The organism is uncultured Alistipes sp. (assembly GCF_949296715.1).
In the GTDB taxonomy this organism is placed as follows: Bacteria; Bacteroidota; Bacteroidia; order Bacteroidales; family Rikenellaceae; genus Alistipes.
This window is the reverse complement of record NZ_CASFQD010000055.1, coordinates 70,718-94,845: the sequence shown is the minus strand read 5'-3', so window position 1 is coordinate 94,845 and position 24,128 is coordinate 70,718. Positions and strand designations below refer to the sequence as shown.

At 51.2% G+C, this 24,128-nt stretch carries 23 protein-coding genes and 1 pseudogene; 13 read left to right on the top strand and 11 right to left on the bottom strand.

Annotation, left to right across the window (positions count from 1 at the left end):
• From Q1Y33_RS08465 to Q1Y33_RS08455, 3 genes are all read left to right on the top strand, one after another.
• Positions 1-312: helix-turn-helix domain-containing protein (locus Q1Y33_RS08465; protein ID WP_300799300.1), on the top strand; the 312-nt coding region annotated here is incomplete at its 5' end.
• A 44-nt stretch (positions 313-356) separates the two neighbouring features.
• The gene (locus Q1Y33_RS08460) at positions 357-665 is read left to right on the top strand and encodes a helix-turn-helix domain-containing protein (RefSeq protein ID WP_300799299.1); all 309 of its coding nucleotides are present in this window, start codon (positions 357-359) and stop codon (positions 663-665) included.
• A gap of 108 nt (positions 666-773) precedes the next feature.
• Entirely contained in the window at positions 774-1,820 is a 1,047-nt protein-coding gene (locus Q1Y33_RS08455; protein ID WP_300799298.1) for a Fic family protein, read from the top strand.
• A 361-nt stretch (positions 1,821-2,181) separates the two neighbouring features.
• On the opposite strand, the gene Q1Y33_RS08450 is transcribed toward Q1Y33_RS08455, so the two are convergent.
• From Q1Y33_RS08450 to Q1Y33_RS08440, 3 genes are read right to left on the bottom strand one after another with little or no spacing between them, the layout of a single operon-like run.
• Entirely contained in the window at positions 2,182-2,550 is a 369-nt protein-coding gene (locus tag Q1Y33_RS08450; RefSeq protein WP_300799297.1) for a hypothetical protein, read from the bottom strand.
• Positions 2,547-3,755: a site-specific integrase gene (locus Q1Y33_RS08445; protein WP_300799296.1), complete on the bottom strand. Its 1,209-nt coding sequence runs from the start codon at positions 3,753-3,755 to the stop codon at positions 2,547-2,549. Before Q1Y33_RS08445 ends, Q1Y33_RS08450 begins: the two co-directional genes overlap by 4 nt.
• A gap of 17 nt (positions 3,756-3,772) precedes the next feature.
• Positions 3,773-5,002, bottom strand: a complete 1,230-nt coding sequence (locus Q1Y33_RS08440; RefSeq protein ID WP_300799295.1) for a site-specific integrase — start codon at positions 5,000-5,002, stop codon at positions 3,773-3,775.
• A gap of 275 nt (positions 5,003-5,277) precedes the next feature.
• Between Q1Y33_RS08440 and Q1Y33_RS08435 the strand changes: the two are divergent.
• Positions 5,278-5,493: pseudogene (locus tag Q1Y33_RS08435) on the top strand (tyrosine-type recombinase/integrase); the annotation flags it as partial.
• 46 nt (positions 5,494-5,539) lie between these two features.
• Here Q1Y33_RS08435 and Q1Y33_RS08430 read toward each other — a convergent pair.
• Both Q1Y33_RS08430 and Q1Y33_RS08425 read right to left on the bottom strand, forming a co-directional pair.
• Positions 5,540-5,857: a hypothetical protein gene (locus tag Q1Y33_RS08430; protein ID WP_300799294.1), complete on the bottom strand. Its 318-nt coding sequence runs from the start codon at positions 5,855-5,857 to the stop codon at positions 5,540-5,542.
• A gap of 11 nt (positions 5,858-5,868) precedes the next feature.
• Complete coding sequence (locus Q1Y33_RS08425) at positions 5,869-7,050, bottom strand: hypothetical protein (RefSeq protein ID WP_300799293.1); 1,182 nt, start codon at positions 7,048-7,050, stop codon at positions 5,869-5,871.
• A gap of 193 nt (positions 7,051-7,243) precedes the next feature.
• Between Q1Y33_RS08425 and Q1Y33_RS08420 the strand changes: the two genes are divergently transcribed.
• From Q1Y33_RS08420 to Q1Y33_RS08405, 4 genes are read left to right on the top strand one after another with little or no spacing between them, the layout of a single operon-like run.
• The gene (locus tag Q1Y33_RS08420) at positions 7,244-10,081 is read left to right on the top strand and encodes a hypothetical protein (protein WP_300799292.1); all 2,838 of its coding nucleotides are present in this window, start codon (positions 7,244-7,246) and stop codon (positions 10,079-10,081) included.
• Positions 10,082-10,084: 3 nt separating this feature from the next.
• Positions 10,085-10,462, top strand: a complete 378-nt coding sequence (locus tag Q1Y33_RS08415; protein WP_300799291.1) for a hypothetical protein — start codon at positions 10,085-10,087, stop codon at positions 10,460-10,462.
• A gap of 1 nt (position 10,463) precedes the next feature.
• Positions 10,464-10,871: a structural protein P5 gene (locus tag Q1Y33_RS08410; RefSeq protein WP_276792818.1), complete on the top strand. Its 408-nt coding sequence runs from the start codon at positions 10,464-10,466 to the stop codon at positions 10,869-10,871.
• A 7-nt stretch (positions 10,872-10,878) separates the two neighbouring features.
• Positions 10,879-13,173 (top strand): hypothetical protein, encoded by a 2,295-nt coding sequence (locus tag Q1Y33_RS08405; RefSeq protein ID WP_300799290.1) that lies wholly within the window; start codon positions 10,879-10,881, stop codon positions 13,171-13,173.
• 12 nt (positions 13,174-13,185) lie between these two features.
• Here the strand turns inward: Q1Y33_RS08405 and Q1Y33_RS08400 are convergent, their stop codons facing one another.
• Positions 13,186-15,090, bottom strand: coding sequence for a TIR domain-containing protein (locus tag Q1Y33_RS08400; RefSeq protein ID WP_300799289.1), 1,905 nt, complete (start codon positions 15,088-15,090; stop codon positions 13,186-13,188).
• Positions 15,091-15,222: 132 nt separating this feature from the next.
• Here Q1Y33_RS08400 and Q1Y33_RS08395 point away from each other — a divergent pair, with 132 nt between their 5' ends.
• The 3 genes from Q1Y33_RS08395 to Q1Y33_RS08385 are packed head-to-tail and all read left to right on the top strand — an operon-like array spanning position 15,223 to position 18,257.
• Positions 15,223-17,349, top strand: a complete 2,127-nt coding sequence (locus Q1Y33_RS08395) for a hypothetical protein (protein WP_300799288.1) — start codon at positions 15,223-15,225, stop codon at positions 17,347-17,349.
• Between the two features lie 5 nt (positions 17,350-17,354).
• Positions 17,355-17,549, top strand: a complete 195-nt coding sequence (locus tag Q1Y33_RS08390) for a hypothetical protein (RefSeq protein ID WP_300799287.1) — start codon at positions 17,355-17,357, stop codon at positions 17,547-17,549.
• Positions 17,550-17,552: 3 nt separating this feature from the next.
• The gene (locus Q1Y33_RS08385) at positions 17,553-18,257 is read left to right on the top strand and encodes a BspA family leucine-rich repeat surface protein (RefSeq protein WP_300799286.1); all 705 of its coding nucleotides are present in this window, start codon (positions 17,553-17,555) and stop codon (positions 18,255-18,257) included.
• Positions 18,258-18,266: 9 nt separating this feature from the next.
• On the opposite strand, the gene Q1Y33_RS08380 is transcribed toward Q1Y33_RS08385, so the two are convergent.
• From Q1Y33_RS08380 to Q1Y33_RS08365, 4 genes are all read right to left on the bottom strand, one after another.
• Positions 18,267-19,196, bottom strand: coding sequence for a DUF1848 domain-containing protein (locus Q1Y33_RS08380; RefSeq protein ID WP_300799285.1), 930 nt, complete (start codon positions 19,194-19,196; stop codon positions 18,267-18,269).
• A 74-nt stretch (positions 19,197-19,270) separates the two neighbouring features.
• Positions 19,271-19,549, bottom strand: a complete 279-nt coding sequence (locus tag Q1Y33_RS08375; protein ID WP_300799284.1) for a helix-hairpin-helix domain-containing protein — start codon at positions 19,547-19,549, stop codon at positions 19,271-19,273.
• Positions 19,542-20,177 (bottom strand): hypothetical protein, encoded by a 636-nt coding sequence (locus Q1Y33_RS08370; RefSeq protein ID WP_300799283.1) that lies wholly within the window; start codon positions 20,175-20,177, stop codon positions 19,542-19,544. The genes Q1Y33_RS08375 and Q1Y33_RS08370 overlap by 8 nt, the downstream gene beginning before the upstream one ends.
• A 122-nt stretch (positions 20,178-20,299) precedes the next feature.
• Complete coding sequence (locus Q1Y33_RS08365) at positions 20,300-20,590, bottom strand: hypothetical protein (protein ID WP_300799282.1); 291 nt, start codon at positions 20,588-20,590, stop codon at positions 20,300-20,302.
• Positions 20,591-20,693: 103 nt separating this feature from the next.
• Between Q1Y33_RS08365 and Q1Y33_RS08360 the strand changes: the two genes are divergently transcribed.
• Positions 20,694-21,581: a Fic family protein gene (locus Q1Y33_RS08360; protein ID WP_300799281.1), complete on the top strand. Its 888-nt coding sequence runs from the start codon at positions 20,694-20,696 to the stop codon at positions 21,579-21,581.
• Positions 21,582-22,523: 942 nt separating this feature from the next.
• Positions 22,524-23,192, top strand: a complete 669-nt coding sequence (locus Q1Y33_RS08355) for a hypothetical protein (RefSeq protein WP_300799280.1) — start codon at positions 22,524-22,526, stop codon at positions 23,190-23,192.
• A 105-nt stretch (positions 23,193-23,297) separates the two neighbouring features.
• Here Q1Y33_RS08355 and Q1Y33_RS08350 read toward each other — a convergent pair whose 3' ends face one another.
• Positions 23,298-24,059: an SDR family oxidoreductase gene (locus tag Q1Y33_RS08350; RefSeq protein WP_300799279.1), complete on the bottom strand. Its 762-nt coding sequence runs from the start codon at positions 24,057-24,059 to the stop codon at positions 23,298-23,300.
• Positions 24,060-24,128 lie beyond the last annotated feature (69 nt).

Sequence of the window (24,128 nt, the reverse complement as noted above, 5' to 3'; positions counted from 1 at the left end):
ATGAACATCATCAGTTTTGAAGAGAGAACCTTTGAGGGAATTGCTGCCAAGTTTGAGTACTTCGTGCAGCGAGTGGATAACCTTTGTCGCCGACACGGTGAGAAGAAAATTGACGAGTGGATGGATAATCACGATGTATGTAGAAAGCTGCGTATCAGTCCGAGAACATTACAAACACTTCGTGATAACGGAACGCTTGCATTCAGCAAGATTGGCAACAAGACCTACTACCGTCCCGAAGATGTTGAACGCATTATCAGGATTGTGGAGGATAGACGCAAGGAAGCCAAATGGCGAGGTCGAACCATTTGACCGACTGTAATGAGTAAAGTAACAACAAATAATACTTAGAGCCTATGAACAATGAAATCAGAGAGAAAGACCATGAGTGGGTAAAGATGTTCCACTCAAGCATCGACAGGCTATTGATGTCGATTGAGAAGATGTTTGAAAGTCGACAGCCGGGTGCGTTCAACGATGAACTGCTGACCGACAAGGAGGTCGCTCATATTTTGAAAGTAAGCCGAAGAACTTTGCAGGATTACCGCAACAACGGCATCTTATCCTATATTCAGGTAGGTGGCAAAATCCTCTACCGAACCTCCGATGTGCAACGGACAATCATGAGCGGATTCAAGGAGGCGTATCGTTTGAAAGACACTTAATCTGCATCATCTTATCAGAATCTGCATCATAAACGGTAAAAATGATGCAGATTTTTCTTTTATGAGGCAGAAAAACATTAACTTTGCACCGATAAATAATATTAAGGTATGCATACATTTGATTACAAGGAAACTCCCAAGCAGCTATTGACACCCGACATTGTCAATATGTTATCCTCATTGCATGAGTTTAGAGGAAAGCAGGAGCTGTATATAGAAGCAGAGTCCGATGTGTTGACAGCATTATTGGATATAGCCAAGATTCAGAGTACAAAGGCATCCAATAAGATTGAAGGTATATATACATCAGACGAGAGATTGGAAGCATTGGTAATGGAAAAGGCAGAACCTCGAAACCGTTCCGAAGAGGAGATTGCAGGATATAGGGAGGTTTTGGCTACCGTCCATGACAGCTATGAGTATATCCCTATCCGTCCGAACAATATCCTGCAATTGCATCGTGACTTGTACAGTTTTAGCAGTAGCGATACTAGTGGCAGATTCAAGAATACAGATAATGTAATTGCAGAATCAAGTAAAGACGGACAACAGAGAGTAAGATTTATGCCCGTTCCTGCGTTTCAAACACCGGAAGCAATGGAGAACTTGTGTAATGAGTTTAACAATGCCATTGAGCGTGGGGAGTACGACCCGTTGCTGTTGATTCCGATGTTCATTCTTGACTTCCTTTGCATCCACCCGTTCAATGATGGCAACGGACGTATGAGCCGTTTGCTGACTTTGCTATTGCTGTATCGTAGCGGTTATATCGTAGGGAAATATGTCAGTATGGAAATGTTAATAGAAAAGACAAAGGAAACCTATTATGAAGCCTTGCAGAACAGTTCCATTGAATGGCATAATGACATGAGTGATTACACCTCATTTGTACGATATTACTTGGGAGTTGTACTGAAAGGATATAATGAGTTCCAAGACCGCATAGAACATCTGAAATATCGTAAGTTGTCAAAGGCTGATAGAGTAAAGGCGGTGTTTGAGAAAAAGCTCGGTGTGGTCAAAAAATCAGACATAGCCACACTTTGCCCCGACATTAGCGAAACAACCATTGAACGTACCTTGAAAGAATTGCTTGAGGCAGGTTTCATAGAGAAAGTCGGCAAAGGACGGGCTACGGGTTATGCTAAGAAGTAATCAATTATTTTTCTGGAGGGAGTGCAGTTTCTCGTCTGCCCAATTATGATTATCTCTAAAAAATATCCCTCCTATGATATAGAAACGGGAACAGCGTACAAATCCGGCTATCAATTATTGAGCCTGTTTGTACGCTGTTCTTTTTGAAGTTTATTACTTTTCCGTCGGTCGATTGTTTCCGTTGCCGTCTGCATTGTTGAGTACAGGGCTTGAAAGGTGAAAGGTTTTCGGGCTGAATACTCTCCGCAGGAGGCAGATTCTGCCCGAAACGACTTGTCGCTTGACCTTTCAACTTTCAAACTTAGTCTGTACTACCTTTGCAGACGAGCTTAGGAAACGGGCGAGTGACGGAACTGAAATACTAATTGAAAATTGAACCACTATTTCTAATTTCGTTTGCGAATAGAACTATCCGACAATCATTCTTCTTACAGAGTCTATTCATCATGTATCGTCTGAAAATCTCACTTTGTCTGCTGTTGATTTTGAAAGCAATGGCTATAATCACTTCAATCGAATAAGTGTCTATACTTCGCAGCTCATTAAGTTTGATGTATCGCATTGTATCAGCTTCAGACAACACGCCATCCTTATAAATAGCATTGATAGTTTTGCGAACATCACGACCATAAACATTGAACAAATCGGCAATTTCTTCCTGCATCATCCAAACGGGTGCAGTGGGAATATCCACCACACCGTTATTGATTGTTATGATTCCTCGTTTCATACGGTTACATTATTATTGGTTTTACTTCTTTTTTCTATCAACTTATCCATTTCCTTTGAAATTTTGTCCTCCGTAATCTTGGCATATCCTTGGGTAGTGGTGATGTTGGAGTGCCCCATCATTTTTGCAATGCTCTCGATTGCAATACTTTCGGAGATAAGGAGGACTCCGAACCCATGTCGGGCTTGATGGTAGGACAAATCATCGGTTCTGCCCAAGATTACTCCGATCTCTTTTATCTCATGCCAAATGGAATCCCTGTTTGGCAATGGAAATACAGGATTGTGCATATCGGTTGTATTGTACAAGTCCAGAATCTGCTCTGCTATCGGATGCAGCGGTATGACCGCTTCCACTCCCGTTTTCTTACGGTTGATACGTATAAAGCGTCTGCCTTCCGCTGTCGTTTCAATATGACGGGGATGAAGCTGCTTGATGTCCGCATAGGCAAGCCCTGTCAGACATGAGAAGATAAACGCCCGTCTGCCCAACTCAGCCCGTCTGTCACTTAAAGGTATTTCCATGATTCTTTTCATCTCATCACGGGTTACATATTTGTGTTTCGGAGAGGGTTTCTTCTCATATTCCATATCCTCACAAGGGTTGCTTCTGAGCATCTCATTATCTACGGCAAGATAAAGAAGCCTGTTCAGCCAACATAAGCAATGATTGGTCTGTGACGGACTGAAATTTTTGTTTCTTGCAAGAAATGCCTTATACCCCTTACCGAAATCGTCTGTCACTTCCTCAAAGGCAATATCTTCTTTGCCCATAGAAGTGAGATAATCAGCCAAATATTTCTGATAATATTGGGAACTGCGATAAGTCGAGGTTGAATTTATTTCTTTGCTCCGGACTCTGAAGCGTTCACGTTCAATTTCTCCCATCTGAAGCAGGTGGGTAGGAACAACGAACTGCCTTGTAACACGGTTCTTGATAATCTCAGCACTGATAACACCCTGTGTGCGTAGAGTCTCTTCATAAATCTGTTCGATATATTTGCGATATTCCTGCAATCTTAGTTTTTCCCTTACGGTGCGTACTGTACCGTTCTTGGTGTTCCAATCTTCAGGCTTGCAATAGATACCTGTGGTTATGGCGGTATTCTTTCCGTCAATGGTAATACGGCACATAATGGCGGTTGTTCCATCTGTTTTGATTCTGCTACGGTTGATATAGAATAATACAGAAAATGTACTTCTCATAATTTTTGTTTTAATGGTTATAATACGAGTTTGAAATCTTGGGTAGCCTCTATAAGTTTGTCCATATCCTCAAATAACTTCTTCGGAGTTACACGGGCATATACCTGTGTGGTTTGTATATTGCTATGTCCCAACATTTTGGAAATAGTTTCTATCGGCACTCCCGCTTCGAGGGTAATGAGCGAAGCGAACGAATGGCGTCCGACATGGTAGCTGACATCTTCCTTTACATCTGCCAATACAGCCAAGGCCTTCATGTGGTTTCTAAGGCTCGGATAGTGAATCATAGGAAACAGCGTGTCCCGTTCATCATCTTGATATTTCTCTATCAGTGCAAGGGCTTCGGGCAGAAGTTTAACGGCTGCCCGAAGTTCATTCTTCTTTCGGCGATACTTTAACCACAACTTACCCTCCTCATCGGTATATAGGTTCTCTTTGGTAACGGTTACGGCATCTATGTATGCAACACCCGTATAACAGGCGAAAAGAAACAGATCTCTTGCGAGGCGGTGGGTGGTACGGTGTGGTGCTATCTCCACATCACGGATTTTCTCGAAACTTTCACGGCTCAATGCTCTGGGAGTCTTGACGGTCTGTTTCGGTAATACATAATGCTGGAAGAAGAATCTTTCGGAATGCCCCTCCTTATAGGCTTTTCTGCATACTTTCTTGATGATGGCAAGGTAGTGGCGTGCAGTATCTACAGCATGTCCCTTTTCATCAAGAATGAAGTTCTCATAATCATGGATGAATTGTTCCGTAAGCTGCCCGAAAGCCAAATCCTTTGTCTTGAACTTCTTTTCAATGAACTCCCGTAAGGTACGGCAAGTATGGTCATAAGCAGGATATGTACCTTTGGCTCTGTCTATACCGATTCGGCTCTTAATCTCATCACGAAGAGCATCCATCATCTTCATGAATGTCATTTGAGTGTTCATGCTGCCTTGAAAGGCATCCTTGACGGAGGTCGCATCAAAATCAACTTTTCGTTCCATCAGGGAGTCAAATGCAGAATTGATGTCAAGCAGCAGCTTGTCAATCTTGGCATTGATTTCAACAGCCTCCTTACTTTTTCCGTTGAGTCGGCTTTCGCGAGGATTCCATAATTCGGGAGTACACGACAGCTTGCTACTGAACTGCGCCATCGTTCGGTTTACGGTAATTCGTCCCATGATAGGAGCCTTACCCGACTTGTCCAATCCGCTCTTTTTGAGGTAGAGCAAAACCTTGAATTTTTCTACTTTCATACGCTTATATTTTTAATGGCAAAGTTAGCCTGTATATAAGCGTTCTTAACTATGCAAAATAATGACAATCAGCGCAATGTGATGCTATCTCAAATTATTTTGTTATCACATCATCATTAGGTAACTGACCTGCTAACGATTTGGTAACTGAACACCTGTCGCAATCCGTGATTTCTTGCGTAGTACCAACTATGCGAGAAAATCTCTTTTTGCTGTTTCCCAACCATTTACGTTTGGCTTCTTCAATTCTGTAATCGTTTTCTAAGCTAATTGTTTTCCACGTTGCCCGCCACACGTTCGCCACGACGGTGACGCTGGCCAATGGCGTACCGATCGAGACGGTCTCAAAGATGCTTGGCCATACGAACATCCAGACAACGCAGATCTATGCCCGCGTGATCGACACGAAGATCAACAACGACATGGAGGCCCTGGCCCGCAAGCTGAATGCCCGTTCGATTATTCGACAGTCCGAAACGACAGCCGTGTAACCTCTCGGGTTACGCGGCTGTCATCAGGTTTTGACAAGAAGCATCTTTATGCATCGTATTCGTATATCCATAGAGTTTTCCGATTGCACTTGTCTCCTTCGAAGAGAGTGTGTACAAGTTCCTGATTGAGGTCGATCATCTGATCTTCAAGTTCAGGTCCATAGTGCCCGATTATGATTCGATGCAGGTCGTCGTCGCTGACATCCAACATGAAATCGACATATCCTTCGTTAAGATGGACCTCTTTGAACCCATACTCGTCAATCAAGTTGTATGGTTGTATAATGCCCTTGATTTCAACCGTGTACCGGGGTTCGGCATCCTCGGCATTCTTGAAAAAGAGAGCTTTCAGTCCGTATGCCATGGCAAATGATTTTATTGGTTGATTGTCGACACGTAGTCGAATTTGTTTTTCAACTGCTCCCACTTCTCGATTTCGGCAGCGAAAGAGCGAAGTATGGCATCTCGATTCTCTGTCGGTGCCATTTGGTCCAGTTTCTGTCTGTATTTCTGCTGCACCTTCACATTTTGCGGATCCAGACATTCGCAAGGTCCGAATTTTAAGAATCTCTGCAACAGATCAATACCACAAACACCTGTGTCAAAATTCATTTTCAATGCAAGACAGGAGTCCGAATCTGTCAAATCCTCGCTTCGGACATAGAGGATCAAACTCTCGGAGCCCCAATTGACGGCGCACAAGTCCTTCGGGGTCACCTTCATTTCTTTTGTCTGCCGTCGGTTTTGCTCTTCCCTGAACAGATCGTAGACGTAGGCCGGGTCCACGAATTCCAAATCCAGTATCTCCCTTTTGTCCAATCCCATCTTCATTAATGCTCTGATTTTGGACCCTTTGTTCTGATCCGAATCCAAGATGGCATCCACGCGCGACCGCTTTTTCCGGTCCGCAGCCTGTTTTTCCTCCTGCTTGCCCATCTCCCAGAAGATAAGATCGAGGATTCGCATATCGGATAATTCGGGACACCTGAAAGTTTGTCGGAACTTATTTAACAAAGCAGCGGTTCTGTTGTCGTTTAGTAAGGAGCGGTAGGTTTCCAGAATCAACTGATACCGTTCCCGATATTGGTCTGCCTTTTTGTCATGGTCTCCGCTCGGAATTTTGTAGCCGAACATCAACGCGACTTTTGAGTCGTATATGGGATACAACGAGTCGTTTTCGAGGTTCAGCATTTTCGTCACGAATGAAAATTGCAAGGAGTTCTCACCCCGACTGAGTTCAAGAGCGATCTTGACCGCATCCAGATTCCCGATTTGCTTTCGTGATTTGATTTCATCCATCTTTTTGTAGAAACGGCGGATGAACCGAGCCGTAACGAATACTCGGCTCATGGCGTAGAATGCTCCGAAAACATACTGAAAATAGCGATCGGTCGCCAGACTGAGATCCGGACGGTCGTATGTCTCTTTCAGAAAACCGTATCCCACCACGGTATAACGGAGTTCGGAATAGTTCGCCTCGAAAAACTCTTCTGCCGTATTCCCGTCGCAGAGAGCGAAGAATCGTTCGCATGCCGCTATTGCATGTCTGCTTTCCATAGTTGGTGTATATAAAACGTTTATATTACAAAGTTAGGTTGCGCCTATGACAATTTATGACACAAGTAAATCAATTGCGTATATTCACAAATATACGGAAAATCACATAAACCACGATGCAGCAATTAGACTCCTGGGACAAAGTATCCCTGTAAGGTAAGGCGCTGCCGCTACCTTTATCCCGAAAGAGGATATGGGTATGGCGGAATTCGGCGTGAAATACTGGGCAGAGCTGCGGTCGCGGTACAAGGGCGTGCTGTGGCGCGTGGAGATTGCCGAGCGCGGATTTACGGGTACGGCCGAGGAGATGGCTTTCGATGGCGGCACACCGCTGCAGATCACCTGGGAGAAGCGCGGCGACGAGTTCTACGTTCCGGTCAAGGCGTCGGAGGCAACCATCAACATCCTCTGCCGCGAAAACTTCCGCTACCTCTCGCTCTTCACCTCCGACCCACGGCAGTTCCGGGTCTCCATTCTCCGCAGCGGGCAACTTTACTGGCGGGGTTACGTCTCCGCCGATCTCTACTCCGAGGCCTTTGCTGCGCCTCCCTATACCGTCTCGGTTAAAGCCGTCGATGGATTCAACCTGCTTTCGAGCATCCCGTTCCGCGACCTTGTGCGCATCGGCACGACGGGTCGACGCACGCTGTGGGAGTTGCTCTGCGCCAGTACCGATCTGTTGGAACTCGATCTCGACATGGCGGACTGGATGGATCTGCATGCCGAGGGCATGGACGAGAACATCTCTCCGTTGCGTCAGACCTGCCTCGACCTCGAACGGCTCTACTACGTCTACGAGGAACCGACCTACCGCGACATTCTTGAGCTTTGCCTGCGGCCGTTTGCCGGACAGATCTTCCAGTCGAACGGTGCGCTGCACATCCGCCGTGCCGTGTCGCTCTATCGCACGGAGCGTCCGATGAGTTTCTACCGCGTCGGTACGGAATATCCCGTGGGACGGATCATCGCGGGCGGCGGACGGCGACTGGTCATCCATACCGGAGCGCAGGTCATTACCTCTGCCGCTCGGGCCGCAGTCGACGGCATGTGGGACGGAGACCTGCATATTCCGGGTGAAGCCACGCTGGATATTGTGCCGGCCCTGCGCCAGGTGACTGTCGATGTGAAGAACAAGAGTCTGCCCAACCTCATCGACCATCTGGGATTCTACCGCAGGGATGCGTGGACCGACCCGTATGGATTCATCTCGCAGAAGAGCGCTGCGGAGTTGTCGTTCGTCGGCGACGACGACCATCAGGGCGTGGAGATTGCGACCCGCGGCGAGCACGTCGAGCAATGCAACTTCCCGCTGACGTGGGAGTGTGGCATGCAGGTCTATCACAGCGAGTGGGGATTGGGCGTGATTCGCAATCCGAATACGGCTGTTGCCGTCGAGGTGCATTACGGCGTGCGTATCGTCGGAGAAGGTGCAACCTATTCGCTCTCCGAGGGTGGAGCGTGGGTTGCGGGCGACCGGGAGATAGTTCGGGAGATGAAGACCGGAAGCGAGGAGCATGTGAAGATCGAGATCGACGGCATCCCGTGCGACGGCGAGTGGCAGTTCTTCTTCCGGCAGACGCTCATCGGTCGTGTTACCTCCTACGGCGGCCGGGAGGATGGTACCACGTCAGGTCGCACCTCGGGACATCTCGAAAGCGTCGCTTTCCGCAACATGAGCCTTACGATCGATGCCGGAGATCGTTATGATGCCGGACTGCATTACGAGGCGCTGGTCAATCCGGCAAACAACGTCGATATGGGTATCACGTTCCCCGTGGGCGACATTCCTGCCGTGCCGAACGACCGGCTGCTTTACTCGCTCTACTACCTCGATGCGGCGGGTAACCCCACGCGCACGTGGCACACGAAGGGTCACCGCGATTTCGGAACGCTCGTAGAGCACGTCGTGCAGGGAGCGCTGCGCTTCCGCCAGCGGCCGAGTCGCCGCATAACGGGCGAGCTCTTCACCGATGCGCATCTGGACATGAACACCGTCGTGCGCGACGACAAGTTCCTCCATGCGGCCTACGCCGTAAATTCTCTCGAACTCAACGCGCTTGACGACAGTTACGATTGTGAACTGGTCGAGATGCCGGGGTTGCTCGCGACGGAAACGCCGCCCGAAGGCGACGACTGCATCGAGATTGCCGCGTTGTCGTTTACGGTCGGCAAGGTGATTCGTTGTCTCAACCTGCTGCTGTTGCAGGATGCTTCGCAACGAACGGTTTATCTCTTCGATGCAGCGACCCGCTCCGTTCGCGAGATCTACCGTCGCGACGAACCCTTTGCGATGTACGAGGCCGACGAGGGGTTCGTTACGGTCGAGGGTACGCGGCTGTGCTTTGTCGATTGCCGGGGCGTCGTACAACATCTCCTCGATCTTGGGGAGGCGTATCACTACCCGGCTACGCGGATGGACGGTTACTTTCATATCCTGAAGGAATACCGTCAGTATGTCGGGCCGCGCAGCACATCGGCTTCGGCCTCCGACGACACCTATTGGCGAACCTACCGCTACCTGAACCGACCGGAGTATCCCTATGACGAGGACGATGCCTACCACCGTGGGCCGAACACCACGGGAACCTCCATGTCGGGCGAGATCCTCGAACTGCGACGTACGGCCGACACACTCGTGATCAATACTTCGCAGTACGCCTATCTGCACGACCGCCGCTTCGACAAGCCCTGCTTGATGCAGCGGTTGGAGGCCGGCGCACGGATCGTAACCATCTCGGACCGTCTTCTCGGGATGAATCTCGGCGAGGAGTTTCTCCTCTATCGTCGGGATTCGATTACCGGGCGCACGCTGCTGCAACGCCGAGCCGGGCCGGTCGACTGTGCCGATCAGACATTGAGCGAAGTGGCCGTGGCGCACGAAGGCGCAGTCTCGCTCATCGGGCTCGACGACGGCTCGCTGCGCGGTGTGAAAAACCGGTCGGGAGCCGGGCAGCCGCTTGTCGGACTCTTCTATATCTGGGGCGATCTCTACCTCATATGCGAACGCTCCATCCACAAATACATCCCCTGAATCATGGAAACACTGAGCCTTATTCTGAACTTCGTGCTGGCCAGCGGACTGGCCGGCACCATTCTCTTCTTCCGCTCGAAACGGCGCAAGGCCTCGGCCGAAGCCGACTCGGCGGAGTTGGAGAACACCAAGAAGATCGTGGCCATCCAATCCGAGCAGATCACACGGCTGGACGGCCGCGTGGAGAAACTCGAAGAGAAGGTCGACAAACTCGAAATCATCATCGAGCACAAGGATGTGGAGATCGACCGCAGCCGCATCATCATCCGTCAGGCCTACAAGTGCGACACGCCGCCCGAACACTGTCCCGTGCTGATCAAGCGGGCCGAGATGGAGCGGCGGCGCAAAGAACACGATACCGCAGAACCGAAACGACCGTAAGATGACACGAGGACTACGCAACCGCAATCCGGGCAATATCCGCCGTTCGAAGACCCGCTATCTGGGCGAGGTGACACCTTCGCGCGACGCAGCCTTCAAACAGTTCGAGACGATGGCGTGGGGTTACCGTGCGATGTTCGTGCTGCTGGACTCCTACCGTCGTCGGGGATATGGCACCCTGCGGCAGATGATCGCACGCTACGCTCCGCCGGTGGAGAATCATACCGAAAACTACATCCGCTGCGTCGCCACGTGGTCCGGCGTCGATGCGGACGAACCGCTCGACACGCACGACCGGGCGACCATGCTCGCCGTTGTGGCGGCGATGAGCCGCATGGAGAACGGCCGCGAAGCCGTGATGTCCGATGTCGAAGCCGGATGGACACTCTTCATCCAACACAAACCATAGACCCACCATGTCCCGAAGAATCGCCGACCTCCTTATCAAGATCGGAGCCGACTCCTACGAGTTCCAGCAGAAGGCGCAGCAGGTCGAACGCGACCTCGGCTCGCTCGAAAAGCGGCTGACCTCGCTCGGCAAGTCCCTCTCCGTGAAACTCACGGCGCCGCTTGCTGCACTCGGGGCCGTGGCATTGAAGAATGCCGATACGCAGCAGCAGGCCGAGCAGCGTCTGCTCACGGCACTCAAGGGGCGCACGGACATCCAGCAACGGCTTATCGCGCAGGCGGCCGAATTGCAGTCGCGCTCCGTGCTGGGCGACGAGGTGGTCATCGGACAGCAGGCCTATCTGGCTTCGCTGGGAATGACCGGGGAGCAGATCGGTCGGGTGATCGAAGCCTCGGCGCAGTTGTCCGCCGCTACGGGAATGACGCTCGACAGCGCCGTGAAGAATCTCGCCAAGACCTTCGGCGGTCTGACCGGCGAACTGGGTGAAAGCATCCCGAAATTGAAGGAACTGACCGTCGAGCAACTGAAGAACGGCGAGGCCGTGGACTTCATCCTCGAGAACTACAAAGGATTCGCCGAAAGTGCCGCACAGACGGCACTCGGACCGTTGCGCCAGTTGAACAACGCCTGGGGCGATTTTCTCGAACAGATCGGCGCCGCGATGATGCCCTTTGCCACGAAGGTAACCCGGGCGCTGACCGTCGTCGTGCAGATGCTGCAGTCGCTCTCGCCCGCCATGAAGCAGGTGTTGGTCGTCGTGGCGGGACTGGCTGCAGCCATCGGACCGCTGTCGCTCGGAATCGGAGCCGTCATCAAGGTACTGCCGATGCTTTCGGCCGGACTGACCGCTCTGCTTTCACCCGTAGGACTCGTTGTTGCGGCAATCGTCGCTCTGGGTGCGGCCTTTGCATATGCCCGTATCGAGAAGCAGAAGATGATCGACGAGATGGCCGAGAGCGACTCGCTCGAAGAACTCGAACGCAAACTCCGCGACAACCTTGCCCGGCAGAAAGCCGTCATCGACGAAACGACCCGCACGCGGCTTGTGCCCAACTTCGGCGGTCTGGTGGCTGGATTTACCATCCAGAAAGTTCCCGACGAGTCGCAGCTGGCTCCATTGCGCAGGGAGTATGAATTGCTGGCAGCTGCCATCGAGAAGAAGCGCGAAGCGGAGAAGAAGGCGGCCGATGCGCAGGCAGAGATGGACCGCATCACGGAGCAGGCCCGGCAACAGACCGAGGAACTGATGGCCTCGATGAATGCGGCAGCAGACGGTACGGAACGGACGACGGGCATCATCGGACGACTACAGAAGCAGATAGAGGAGCTTGAAAAGCGCAAACTCCTGCCCGAATCGACGCTCGAAGATATTGCTGCGGCAAATGTCGAGATTGCCCGTCTGCGCGAAGAGTTGCAGCGAATCCAAAACCTTACACCCGAGCAACTGGCCCGACCGACCTTCGGGTCGCTGCTCCCCGAAGGTGTGGAACTCGAATTGCCCGCACTAGAGTTGAAGATGACCAATCTAGCACCCGTAGCGAGCGACTGGTCACGGCAGATGCAGCTCCTGTTCGCTTCGGTCCGCGAAGGCCTTTACGGGTGGGCCGACGACACGGAGAGCCATCTCGGTCAGAATCTTCTCGATACGGTGGCAATGGTCGACAACTACACCACGGCGCTGACGGCCCGCGGATGGTCGTTCTCCGCGGCGCTCGAACATGTACACGGTGCCATCGCCGAGGTGATGCAGCGTTTCGACCAGCAGGTCTCGAAGTTCATGGCCGACAGCATCGTGGCAGCAGCCGAAGCCATCGGGCAGGTCATCACCGGAGATCTTGGATTCGGCGGGTTGATGAAGGCGATTCTGACGCAGTTCGCATCCTTCCTGAAGAACATCGGTACGCAGCTCATCGAGTTCGGCGTGATGATTCTGGCCTTCAAGTCGGCGTTGCGGTCGGTGCTGTGGAATCCCTGGGCTGCAATCGCCATCGGTGCGGCGATGGTGGCGGCCGCAGCCGTGATGACGGCACTCATCAACAAGAACGCCGGCGACAGCGTCCCGGCACTTGCGAACGGAGGTCTGGCCTACGGACCTACCTACGCCATGGTCGGCGACAACCCCAATGTCCGCACCGACCCCGAGGTCATCGCCCCGCTGTCGAGATTGCAGTCAATGCTCCCAACAGCCGGAGCTGCACAGCAGATACAAATAACCCTTGGCGGTCAACTGACTGCCAAGGGTCGTGATCTGGTTTATGTTCTCGGCAAGGAGAACTTCAAGTCAGAGGTGTTGGGCGGGTAAATATATTGATAATTAGAGCTCGTTCATTATGCTCCTTATATCCTCATAGTTACTATAGGCGACAATCTTTAATAAATCACCATGAATTGAATAGATATAAACTTTAGATCTTTCTTTGTCGAATGTATGTTTAATGCTCATGGTAGCGTTAGAATAATGAGATGGTAGATACGAAATAACTAAATTGTCCAGTTGATAACATATAAAAAAAGGTTGTTTCTTATAGTCCTCTATTGTTATTAATTGAAAATACATAGGAATAATAATCTCTCCGTTTATATTACATATCCCTTGTTGACCACCTATTCTATGATAATCATTGTAGGTGTCATTATCTGCTATATAGTTTCCATCCTGAAAATGATATGTACAAAAAGCATTAGAAGAGCTATTTGATATACGGAAACGATCTATTCCATCGTCAAAATAATAATGATATATATTGTCATATATAGGGGGAATAACATAACTACCATTTTCTATATTTACCAATGCCATTTTGCCATTCGTCTTAGTTATTACTATATCATCACGAAAAGAACTTCTATCTGATCCTTCATCAATATATGGGATAGTTTGTTCTAATCTTTTATTGTAATAACCAAATCTTCTTGATTGAGTATCTTGTACAATCAATGGAGGACAACATATTTCCATAATATCAGATGATTTTATAAAGGTTGATATGTAATAATTACGGCATCCATTTATAGCCATTGCATTATTATTTAATATGGCAGGTTCCCCCTTCTCATTCACTATATACCAGATGCTGTCAATTTTTACAATATAATATGGAAAATCCTTAAGTAGTTTAATGGCTGAATATGGGAAAGTAGAAGGAATACTATCATTTATACTGGAAATAGTATAACGGCCGTTTTTTGAGGATATATAATGAATACCATCAAATGACATCCAGCATGGTGAGTCGCTGAATATTTGAACGATCTCTTTGCCTTCCTTATTGATTATTCCCCATTTGTTAGATATAGAGACAGATGCAAACTCTCCTTGAAAAAACGTTGCATTCTCATATTTGCATGGGATTATTTCAAATCCTCTTTTATCCACAAAGCCTACTTTGTTATTGAGATAAACTACAATCATTCCACTTTTAATCTCGGAATATGAATCATATGTATTAACTACTTGTTTTAATATACCTTCTTTTTCTCTATGCTCAGATTTCTTCTTGCGATTTTCTTCTCGTTGTTTTTGGACCTGATCCTTTTGTTGGCGTCTTACTTCAGCAAATGATATTGTAATAGTCTCATATTCTTGTAAGCTGTTAGTATGTATTTCCCGAATTATCTGGCTTCCTTTGTATGCAAGCGATATAAATGTTAATGTGTAATCACTATTTCTTTTGATATTATCAATATATGTGGGTATACCTTTTGAAGCTTTTTTCTGTTTTACTCCATCTAAAAATATATTACATGTTTCATCTACAATTATTTTTAATTTGATTGTATTTACGATATCTTTAATATTTACTTTGTTTTGAGGTAAATTAAATATATGGCGCAAGTCCAAGATTAATTTTTCTACTTGTAGCGGATCATTAGAGTCGATATTATTTTTGGATCCATACTCCATAAGGAAAATGTTTTCTAATGGAGAATTGTCTAATTTAACAAGAATAATACTTTTTTTTCTTGCATGAGCATAATTTAACTCTTTGATTGTCCAGTCATTCTCAAAATCGATTAATAGGTGCTCAGACGAGTGCATAAAAAGAATAACTTCAGCATTATCTATTGCAGCACAGATTTTTGATGCGAATTGGACGCTACTCTCTATTCCATCAAGGTCAACCCAACATTTCACGCCTGTGTTAGATTCAATTTTTTTTATTAAACTGTATACACGTTCTTTATTTTTTCTTTTGTAACTAATAAAAATGTGTGCCATAATTATTATTATGTTTTTCAAAAAAACAAATATACATTATATCATATATAAATCAAATTAATAGGCTTATAATTATTTAATTGAGTCATAGTCCTAATCGAAATATTCACAAGTGATATACTTTCGTCTTGTATGACCGACATCCGCATCAAAGATCTGACGAGTGCCGCGGGGCAGTTGGATGAATTCGACAAGTTCGAGTTCATCGTCGATGTGCCGTCGGCCGAGGCGTCGATGAAGGTCTCGGGCAAGGAGATTAAGAGTGTAATGGCTTCCAAGCAGCATATCCATGCCCTTGCCGATGTGTCGGGCCTGACCGGTGAACTGGAGAAAAAGCTGGACAAAAAAGGCGGCGCAATCACGGGTGACCTCTCCGTCATGGGTGACACCTATTTGCGACGGCTGCATCTGGAGGAGTTTCTCGAGGTTCCCGAATATCGTTACAACCGGGTCGAGACGCTCGTCGGCGACAAGTGGTCGGCTCCGGGATGCGGCATTGTCGCAGCGGTTGCCGGGGAGGTCTGTACGCTGACTGTCAAACTGGAGGAGGGCGAAGTCGGCACGCTCCGCGAAAACGACCTCTGCATGGGCATCTTTCTGAATGCCGCGACAGACGACGTAACAGACAATACTGTCGATTCGGACGACTCGTTCGGCAATCGCACCTATGCCGGCTTCACAACCTGCTACTTTCGTCTTGTGGAGTGCCTCGACCCGATAAATTACAGCGAATGGCGCTACGAGTTACGCGACGGTTATCCCGTCCATCCGCAGGTGGCGATGCACTTCGTGGCATTCGGCAGCACCTCCAATCCAGAACGTCAGACCTCCCGCTATGAGACCCGCACCTACATGCGCTTTCTGGTCGGTATGAACGACTGGAGGATCCGCACGGAGAACATTGCCGCACAATTCGGGGACCTCTCGAACCTTGCGGCGCACGGACTCGACATGACCGGCTATTCGGCCTATCTGAAAAATATCTATCTCACTGGTTTTCTATCCGACCGCACGGGCGACTCGTGGTTCGATTCCGCCACGGGCGAGATGCAGCTCTTCAACCGCACAACCGGCTACGGGGTTTCGTTCCGCGATGGCATATTGCGTCTCGGACGCATCGATCCGGCGAAGCCCGGCAGCGGCACCGACTTCGATACGTTGCTGCAAAGCATTTCGGAGACGCAGGAGGTACTGCGGCAGATCAACTCCGATGCCTGCGTTTCATCCGTCGAGAAATCCTTTCTGCGCGAACGCGGACAGGATATCCGCAACGAGTATGAACAACTCCGTGCCGAGGCGCTCATACGCATCAGTACGGAGGGTTATCGCTTCGTCAACGGCAAGGTGCTCACCGCAAACGGGCAACGACGTGTCGTCCGACTGTTGAACGACGAGTGGACGCCCTACGAAGAGGCTTTTCTGGCGGCTGTGGCGGCCATCGAGCGCTATACGCAGGCGGAGCCCGAGTTCATCCCCATCGGCGAAGATTTCGCCGCGCTGGAGCGTTACTATGACGCCCGTCGGGAGATTGCCGGAGTGCTGAACCAGGCAACGGAAGCTGCGAGTGATCTGGCCTATTTGCGGGAGAACTTCCGCGATATTTCGACCGAAATAGACGGAACGAGCGGCGTGGTGCTGTCGGGATTCGTCGGCGTGAAGAATGCCGGCAATTCGAAGGTTGTGGCCGGCATGGCCGGGGCCGAGATGGAGGGAACAGCCTCCGGGAAGCACGGCAAGTTGATGCTCTTCGCCGGAGCCGACGGCATACGCAACGCGGCAACGGCTACAACGCGCATCTACGAGGATGGGCACATGGAGGTCGGTAGCGGCATCTTCAGCGGCTACTCGAAGGTACTTTTCAAACAACTCGACGAAGAGGGTACGCTCTACGATGCCGCGACCCGCAAATACACCGTCGACCGTAACTTCAACCTTGTGATCCTCGGCGAGCGGTATGAGGAGTACCTCTTCTGGCTCAATCTGCCCTCGTCGGCCGACTTCATCGGCAGCGTACTGAACCTCTACGATTCGCCCATCCGTACCCGCAGTGCCGCCAATCTGATCCTCGCGGCCGATGATCCGCAATCGGGAATCGTAACCACTCTCAAACGGGGCCTTTACGGCTTCGAACCCGTCCCGCGCATCGAGACCTACGGCGGGGTCATGCAACTGCTGGCCGTGCCTACGATCTATCCTGACAAGTGTATGTGGCACGTAACGTATCAATACATGACCGAATTCAAAATCTACGAAGCATAAACACTATGGCAGAGACAACCATCGAGGGCATCACGCTCTCTCAGTTACCGAAGGTAACAACCCTGGCCGCGAATGATCTGATAGAGATCGACCGCAACGGTACGGGCGCCGCCGTGAGTTACGCAAATCTGGTCGAAGCGATGGCCGACTCGCTCGGACTCGCTGGTGTGGTGGAGGCTTTGGAACAAATCATCGGATAGCATATGACTGCAGACTTTACTACTCTTGTTACGAGGCTCGACTCGGTACGTCAGACCTTGGTCGCCACACTTCGCACGAAAGGTGTCGATGCCGCAGCGGACGATTCGCTGGCTGTGCTGGTCGGCAAAGCCTCGCTTGTGGACAGCACGAGCGGCATGAACCAGATCCGCAACGGATACCAACTCTTCCGCAACAATACGACGATGGTCGCATTCCCGGAATTCGATACGGCATCGTTTGATTCGATGTACCAGATGTGTTACGGATGTTTGGCCCTGGAGCGCGTGCCGACGCTCGATACCTCGCTTGTCGGGAACATGATGTATATCTTCTATGAATGTACGAATTTAGTCGAGATCGGCGGATTGGACACTTCGCTCATCACCTCGGCATCGGAGATGTTCCATGGCTGCAAAAACCTGCAACGTATCGGCGGCGTACTGGACTTCTCGAATGTCCAGTCGCAGATTGATTCGACATTTGTCTCCTGCGCGGCCCTGGAGGAGGTGACCTTTGCCGGCAGCATACATGTCGATGTAGCCGTGAATGGCTGTCCGAAACTGACGGTCGCATCTTTGCTGTCGCTGCTCAATGCGCTGGCACGAGGTGTCACTGACAAGGAGTGCCGCATCGGATCCAAGAATCTCGCAAAACTCTCAGCCGAGCAGCAGGCCATTGCCACCGACAAGGGATGGACGCTGATATAATCTTGAATATCAGAAAAGAGGGCTGTTTACTTTAAACGAGCGGATCGCCCGCTCCTTTACAATGTCATCCTCTCCTATGCGGCCGATCAACAACGGCGATGACGGATCATGCAACCCCCGGTTCTGATATACCGTCTTCGCATCGGTGTTGGCATAGCAATACAGACAGCCGTGGCTGCATGTATCATAGGCTCCGATATCCACACTCTGCACACATCCACACTCCGGCCGTTGGTTCCTGTCCTTGGCGACCTCCAACTTGCGCCCCAGCAACTCCTCAATCAACATACGGTCGATGCATCTGCCATGCCGGATGCCCATCGGTTCCAAGTCTATCTGCTCCGCACAGGTCTGGATCCGGATGCCATAACTTGATGCGATGGCCGCCAGCCCCGAAGCCAACCCGGTAATTTCATCCGCGCCCGGTTCACGGGCCGTTGTCGCCTTTAAATTGCGCCGCGTCTTCTGGTACAGATTCACAAAACTGATTACGCAAGTTTGGGTATGGGATGCCAACTGTTTAGCGATTGCCTCAAAACCGTGCAGATGATAACTGACGTCCATGCTTTGCGAGAACAGAATCGGGTCATACCTCCAAATAACCCGCTTGGGGCCGATCCGGTCGGACAGCCGTCTGAACGTCTCAATCACAGACTCCTTCTGCGGGAGCCCCGTCTCCAGCTCCCTGTCGTATGGAGTGACCGTAAACTGGAAATAGTACATATAGTCCGCAAGTTCACCCAGACGCGGAAGCATCGGCGCCGGATTCTTGCTCCAAAAGACGATGCAATCAATCACATCCGGGGATAGCCGGATTTTGCTGACCTGATGCCGGTTCATCGGATTCCGGACGCACACCTGCCCCTCCCGGATCCGGTTGTAAAACCAGTCCGCATAGAAGGCGGGAATATCGGTTCTTCGGCTAACGCTCAGTATCATCGCGAATCAGTTTGTCGTTTCGCCGCACTTCGCAGAAGGCGCCCGAGGCTGCGGCGTATATCGGCCCAACCGGTCTATTTGCGCTCGGGGTCCGCTTCCGCCGCAGGCCGATCCTTCCAGAGCCACCACTTGCACTTCGCCGGATCGGGATTCTCCGTGTTGACGAAATAGACGACCGCGCGATAAAGATACAGCTGACAGCGGTCAATTTGACACCCCCGCATACGACACTCCTCGGCATAGAGTTCCTCGGCCGTCTTGCCCTTCAGCGATTCGATGGTCGTGTATCCCATGGCCAGCAGATCCGCTTCGGTCCGCGGCCCGACGTTTGGTATTTTACGCAGTTCAGTCATGGCTGTCTGGTTTTCCGTAGAGTCGCTCCAGGTCGAGTTTCTCGATGCGCGAACGGATGGCGCCGGGCTTGCGCTGGAAATGGGCGGACAACTCCTCCTCCGTCGCCCCCTCACACCACCGGCGCGTCAACTCCAGATCCTCTGCCTCGGTCCAGGGCAGATAGGCATTCGGATACTCCTGGCGGCAGGCGTAGACCGAGTAGGTCGGCTCGCCGGTCAGCTGCTTGTAGGCCCGCAGATAACGCTTCAGCCGCTTGACGTCCTTATCCGAAAGGTACGGCAGGCGACGAATATCCATGTTGTCCGCGAGGTCGTTCAACTTGACCGCCACGGCCAGCGGATTGTCCTTTACGCGGGCAATATAACGGTCATAGGGCTCCTCCTCGGCATGGGTCAGACAACGCAGCGCCTCGATGATTTTGGGCGTAAACCCTTCAGCTGCCAGCCTCTCCAGCGTCCAGTCGCTATCCTCGACCACATCGTGCAGCACCCCGACGATCTTCTCTTCGGTCGTTTTTCCGGCGGCCATGACCCGCAGCGGGTGGCCGACATAGTCGTTTCCAGCCTTGTCGCGCTGGCCGTGGTGCGCCTCGGTAGCTATCTCGATGGCTCGTTCAAGGGTACTCATACGATTGTCTTTAGGTTAGGTGCCGTTTTCTGCTGCAAGTCGGCATTTAACAAAGTTAAATAAAATTTGCAGACAAACGAAAAAAGGGAGGCTAAGCCTCCCTGCAACAAGCTGTTTTTGTGTTATCCGATAACGACGAATTCATCCTCCTCCGGAATGACGGCCAGGCCGCCCCAGGTGCCGTGGAGTTGTCCTATGGCATCGATGTATTCGACTGTGCTTTCCAGAAGCCGTTTGTGTATAAGTTCCGCAGCCACGATTCCGAAGACCTTGCGGGCCGTACCTTTCAGGCCGGAACGCGGCACGGCAACGACATTCGAGGCCGGAGACTTTGCTCCGTCCGTCATGCGGCACGGCTGGTCGGTACTGCGTAGGGTCTTCAGTGCATCGGGTATCTTTCTGCGTCCTTTCATCTCATCGGCACGTTTTTTATTGTCACAACTTGCCGGTATCGGCAAGAATCGTTATATTTGGGTCGAAAATCGGCCTTCTAACTTGCCGATACGACGTTCGGTTATGGAGTACATTTCAGTCGCGGCATTCGCCGCAAAGCACGGCATCGCGGAGCGCACGGCCCGCAACTACTGCGCCTCGGGAAAGATCGAGGGAGCCTTTCTTACGGGCAAGACCTGGAACATCCCAGCGGATGCCTTATTGCCCCAACGCAAACCGCGAGCTGGGCATATCATGCCGCTGTTGGAGGTGTTGCGTGAGCAGAAGGCGATGCGTCTCAAGGGCGGCATCTACCACCGCACGCAGATTGACCTTACCTACAACTCGAATCACATCGAGGGCAGCCGTTTGACACACGACCAGACCCGCCGCATCTTCGAGACCGACACGGTGGGCGTCGAGGGTGAGACGTTGCGTGTGGACGACATTCTCGAAACCACAAACCACTTCCGCTGCATTGACACGATTATCGACCGGGCCGAAGAACCGCTCACCGAAGCCTTCATCAAGGAACTGCACGCACAACTCAAGTCCGGCACGTCGGACAGCCGCAAGGAGAGGTTCGCCGTGGGCGACTATAAGCGTCTGCCCAACGAGGTCGGCGGCATGGAGACCACGCCTCCCGAAAAGGTACACCGCGAGATGAAGCGACTCTTGGCGGAGTACAACGCCCGGCGGCACAAGACGCTCGACGACATTCTCGACCTGCACCAGCGTTTCGAATGCATCCACCCGTTTCAGGACGGCAACGGCCGCGTCGGACGCCTTATGATGTTCAAGGTGTGTCTGGCGGCCGGTATCGTTCCCTTCATCATCACCGACGACCTCAAGATGTTCTACTACCGCGGTCTGCAACAGTGGCCCGCCGTGCGCGAATATCTGCGCGACACCTGCCTCACGGCGCAGGACAACTACAAGGCGCTGCTTGACTATTTTCGAATTCCGTACTGAACCGCCAAGCACCCTTGCATTGTATTCACGCCTTTATGTCAGAACTTAAGATTTGTTTTTATTGAAAAAACGGTTATTTTTACATCGACAACGAGCACAAGGCGAACAAGATGTAATTCGATGCGATTGTAAAGGCACCTAATCAGTGGATAACGTTTTTAATTACGTATCTCGCTGATAATATTTACGTTGATGGCAAATGTTCATTTGCCCTACGCACCGCCAGAGGCCGACGAAGAGGAGGTCGGGCAATGGCCGAAAGAAAGAGGTCGCCGCATAGGTAAAACGAGATGGTTACAGCAGCTGTCTCGTTTTTTGTTTATCTCCTGATATGCACGCCGCTTCTGATGACCTCCTCTCCTTTCTTTGATTATATAATGTCGATTTTCATCGGTCCTCTACCGGATCGTCACCATACAATAAGATTTATGCCGGTTTCTGTCGGGATCCCTTGTGAAATTTATATCTTTGTATCAGTCGATAAAAAGCAACGGCTTTCTGTTGTGTTGTTTCCGAAACACGACGAAGTACGTGCGGCCTGGATTATTCAAAATTGGACGACATGAAAAACACGGTTCCTGCGCTCTTGTTTCCGATTCCCGGCCTCTTGTTTGCCCGGAAGGGTCGCAAAATAAGATTGTTCTTCCTTGTAACCTGCCTGATTCTTGTGCATCTGCCTGGATATTCGCAAACAGAAGAGCGACGCGATACGCTCGGGGATGCCGTGGTTGTTTTCCGACCGAGGACAATTGCTGACAACAATATGCCTGTGAGGTAACGGTCACCCGGGCCGGCGGAGCCTCTTCCCGGGAGGATTACATCAGGCAGCTGAAAGAGAGCCCCTGTGACAAACATACTGTAAGCCGGTTCAATTATGAAGCCGTCCAGACGGTGCGCACTGCGGGAGCCGAGGATCGGATTCGGAATGCGATTCTTTCGGCCATGCCCGAAGAGAAATTGCACGGGATTCGTCACCTGGTGATGGAACTGATCCTGTTGCCCTCCGGACAGATCGAATGGATTTCCTTTTACCCGACCGAAACGATGTTGCAACAATGGACGGCAGCAGATTATGAAAAGCTTGACCGGATACTGAAAAACGGGGCGTACTATGCCTCCTGGGACGAGCCGATCCCCTGTTGCTGTCTCATGGAGTCGATTCCGCTTGCCGATGATAGAATCCACGCCATCATAACGGTCGACGAGCATTTCAGCAAGTTGACCTTGCTGCTGACAAACCGGTATGAGGATAAGGTGTGGTGGTCAAGTTCGCCCCTGTTGGCCGAGACCGGGAATACGGGAATCAAGGTCGATTTCCGGGACCGTTCGGGGATTGTTGCGACCTGGACATATCCGTTGCAGGCGGTCGGAGAGCCATTTTATTCTGCATTCCCGGTCGAATCGATGGAAACGGTCCGCATGGAAGCCGACCTTGCGGATTTTTCCCGGAAACTCGGGGATACGCTGGAGTCGATTGAGGTAACCGTCGGCTTTCTGATGGCTCATCCGGCAACGGGTAAAGGATACAAGGTGCTGGATTCATTCGTGCTGAACAGGACGGAAAACACTTGGTCCGCACCACTCAACCTGCATCTCCTGGTCGAGCCGTAGCCTGTTGCGACTGGCAAAGGGTAGATAGATATATGTCGAGTTCCGCAGGAGGCGTGAAAAACGCTTCATGCGGAACTGCTGTAATGGTTCGGACCGCGGGACCGATCAACCGGCCACCAGACCGCCGTCCACCAGATAGTGGGAGCCGGTGCAGAAACTCGAAGCATCCGATGCGAGGAAGTAGACCACTTCGGCCACCTCTTCCGGCCGTCCGGCGCTGCCGCGCATGTAGAGCGCATTCTCCTTGCGCCAGTAATCCTCGACGCTGCAATGGTTCTCTTCGGCGAACTTTACGAAGAGATTGTCGACCAGCGGCGTGCGGATCGTACCGGCGCAGACGGCATTGACACGGATGTTCTTCGGTCCCAGGTCGATGGCCAGGCTGCGGGTGATCTGCCCGAGGGCCCCCTTGGTCATTCCGTAGGCGAAGCTGTGCGCCTTGCCCACGAACCATTGGTCCGAAGCGTTGATGACGATCGAGCCGCCGCCCGCCTCGATGATCGGCGGTATGGCTTCCCGCAGGGTGTTGACCGTGCCGTAGATGTTCGTCTGGATCATCAGGTCGAGCTCCTCGTCGGCAATGTCGAGAATCGTGTTGCAGCGGTGGATGCCCGCATTGGCAAAGACGCTGTTGAGCGCCCCGAACCGTGCTACGGTAGCCTCGACCGCGCGGCGGATGTCGCTCCGCGTGCGGGTGTTGCCCTCGGTGAAGAGCAGCCGCTCGGGGCAGTTCAGCTCGTCCACAAGCGCTTGGGCCGCCTGCGTGTTGATATCCATAAAGCCGACGTTCCAGCCCTCGGAGATGAACTTCCGTACAGAGGCGGCACCGATTCCGGTGGAGCCGCCGGTAATAAAGATGGTTTTCATATTCAAAACGGTATTTATGTGTCTGTCATCTGATTCGCTTGCCGTGCCGGTGAGTCCGTTGTGCCCGTT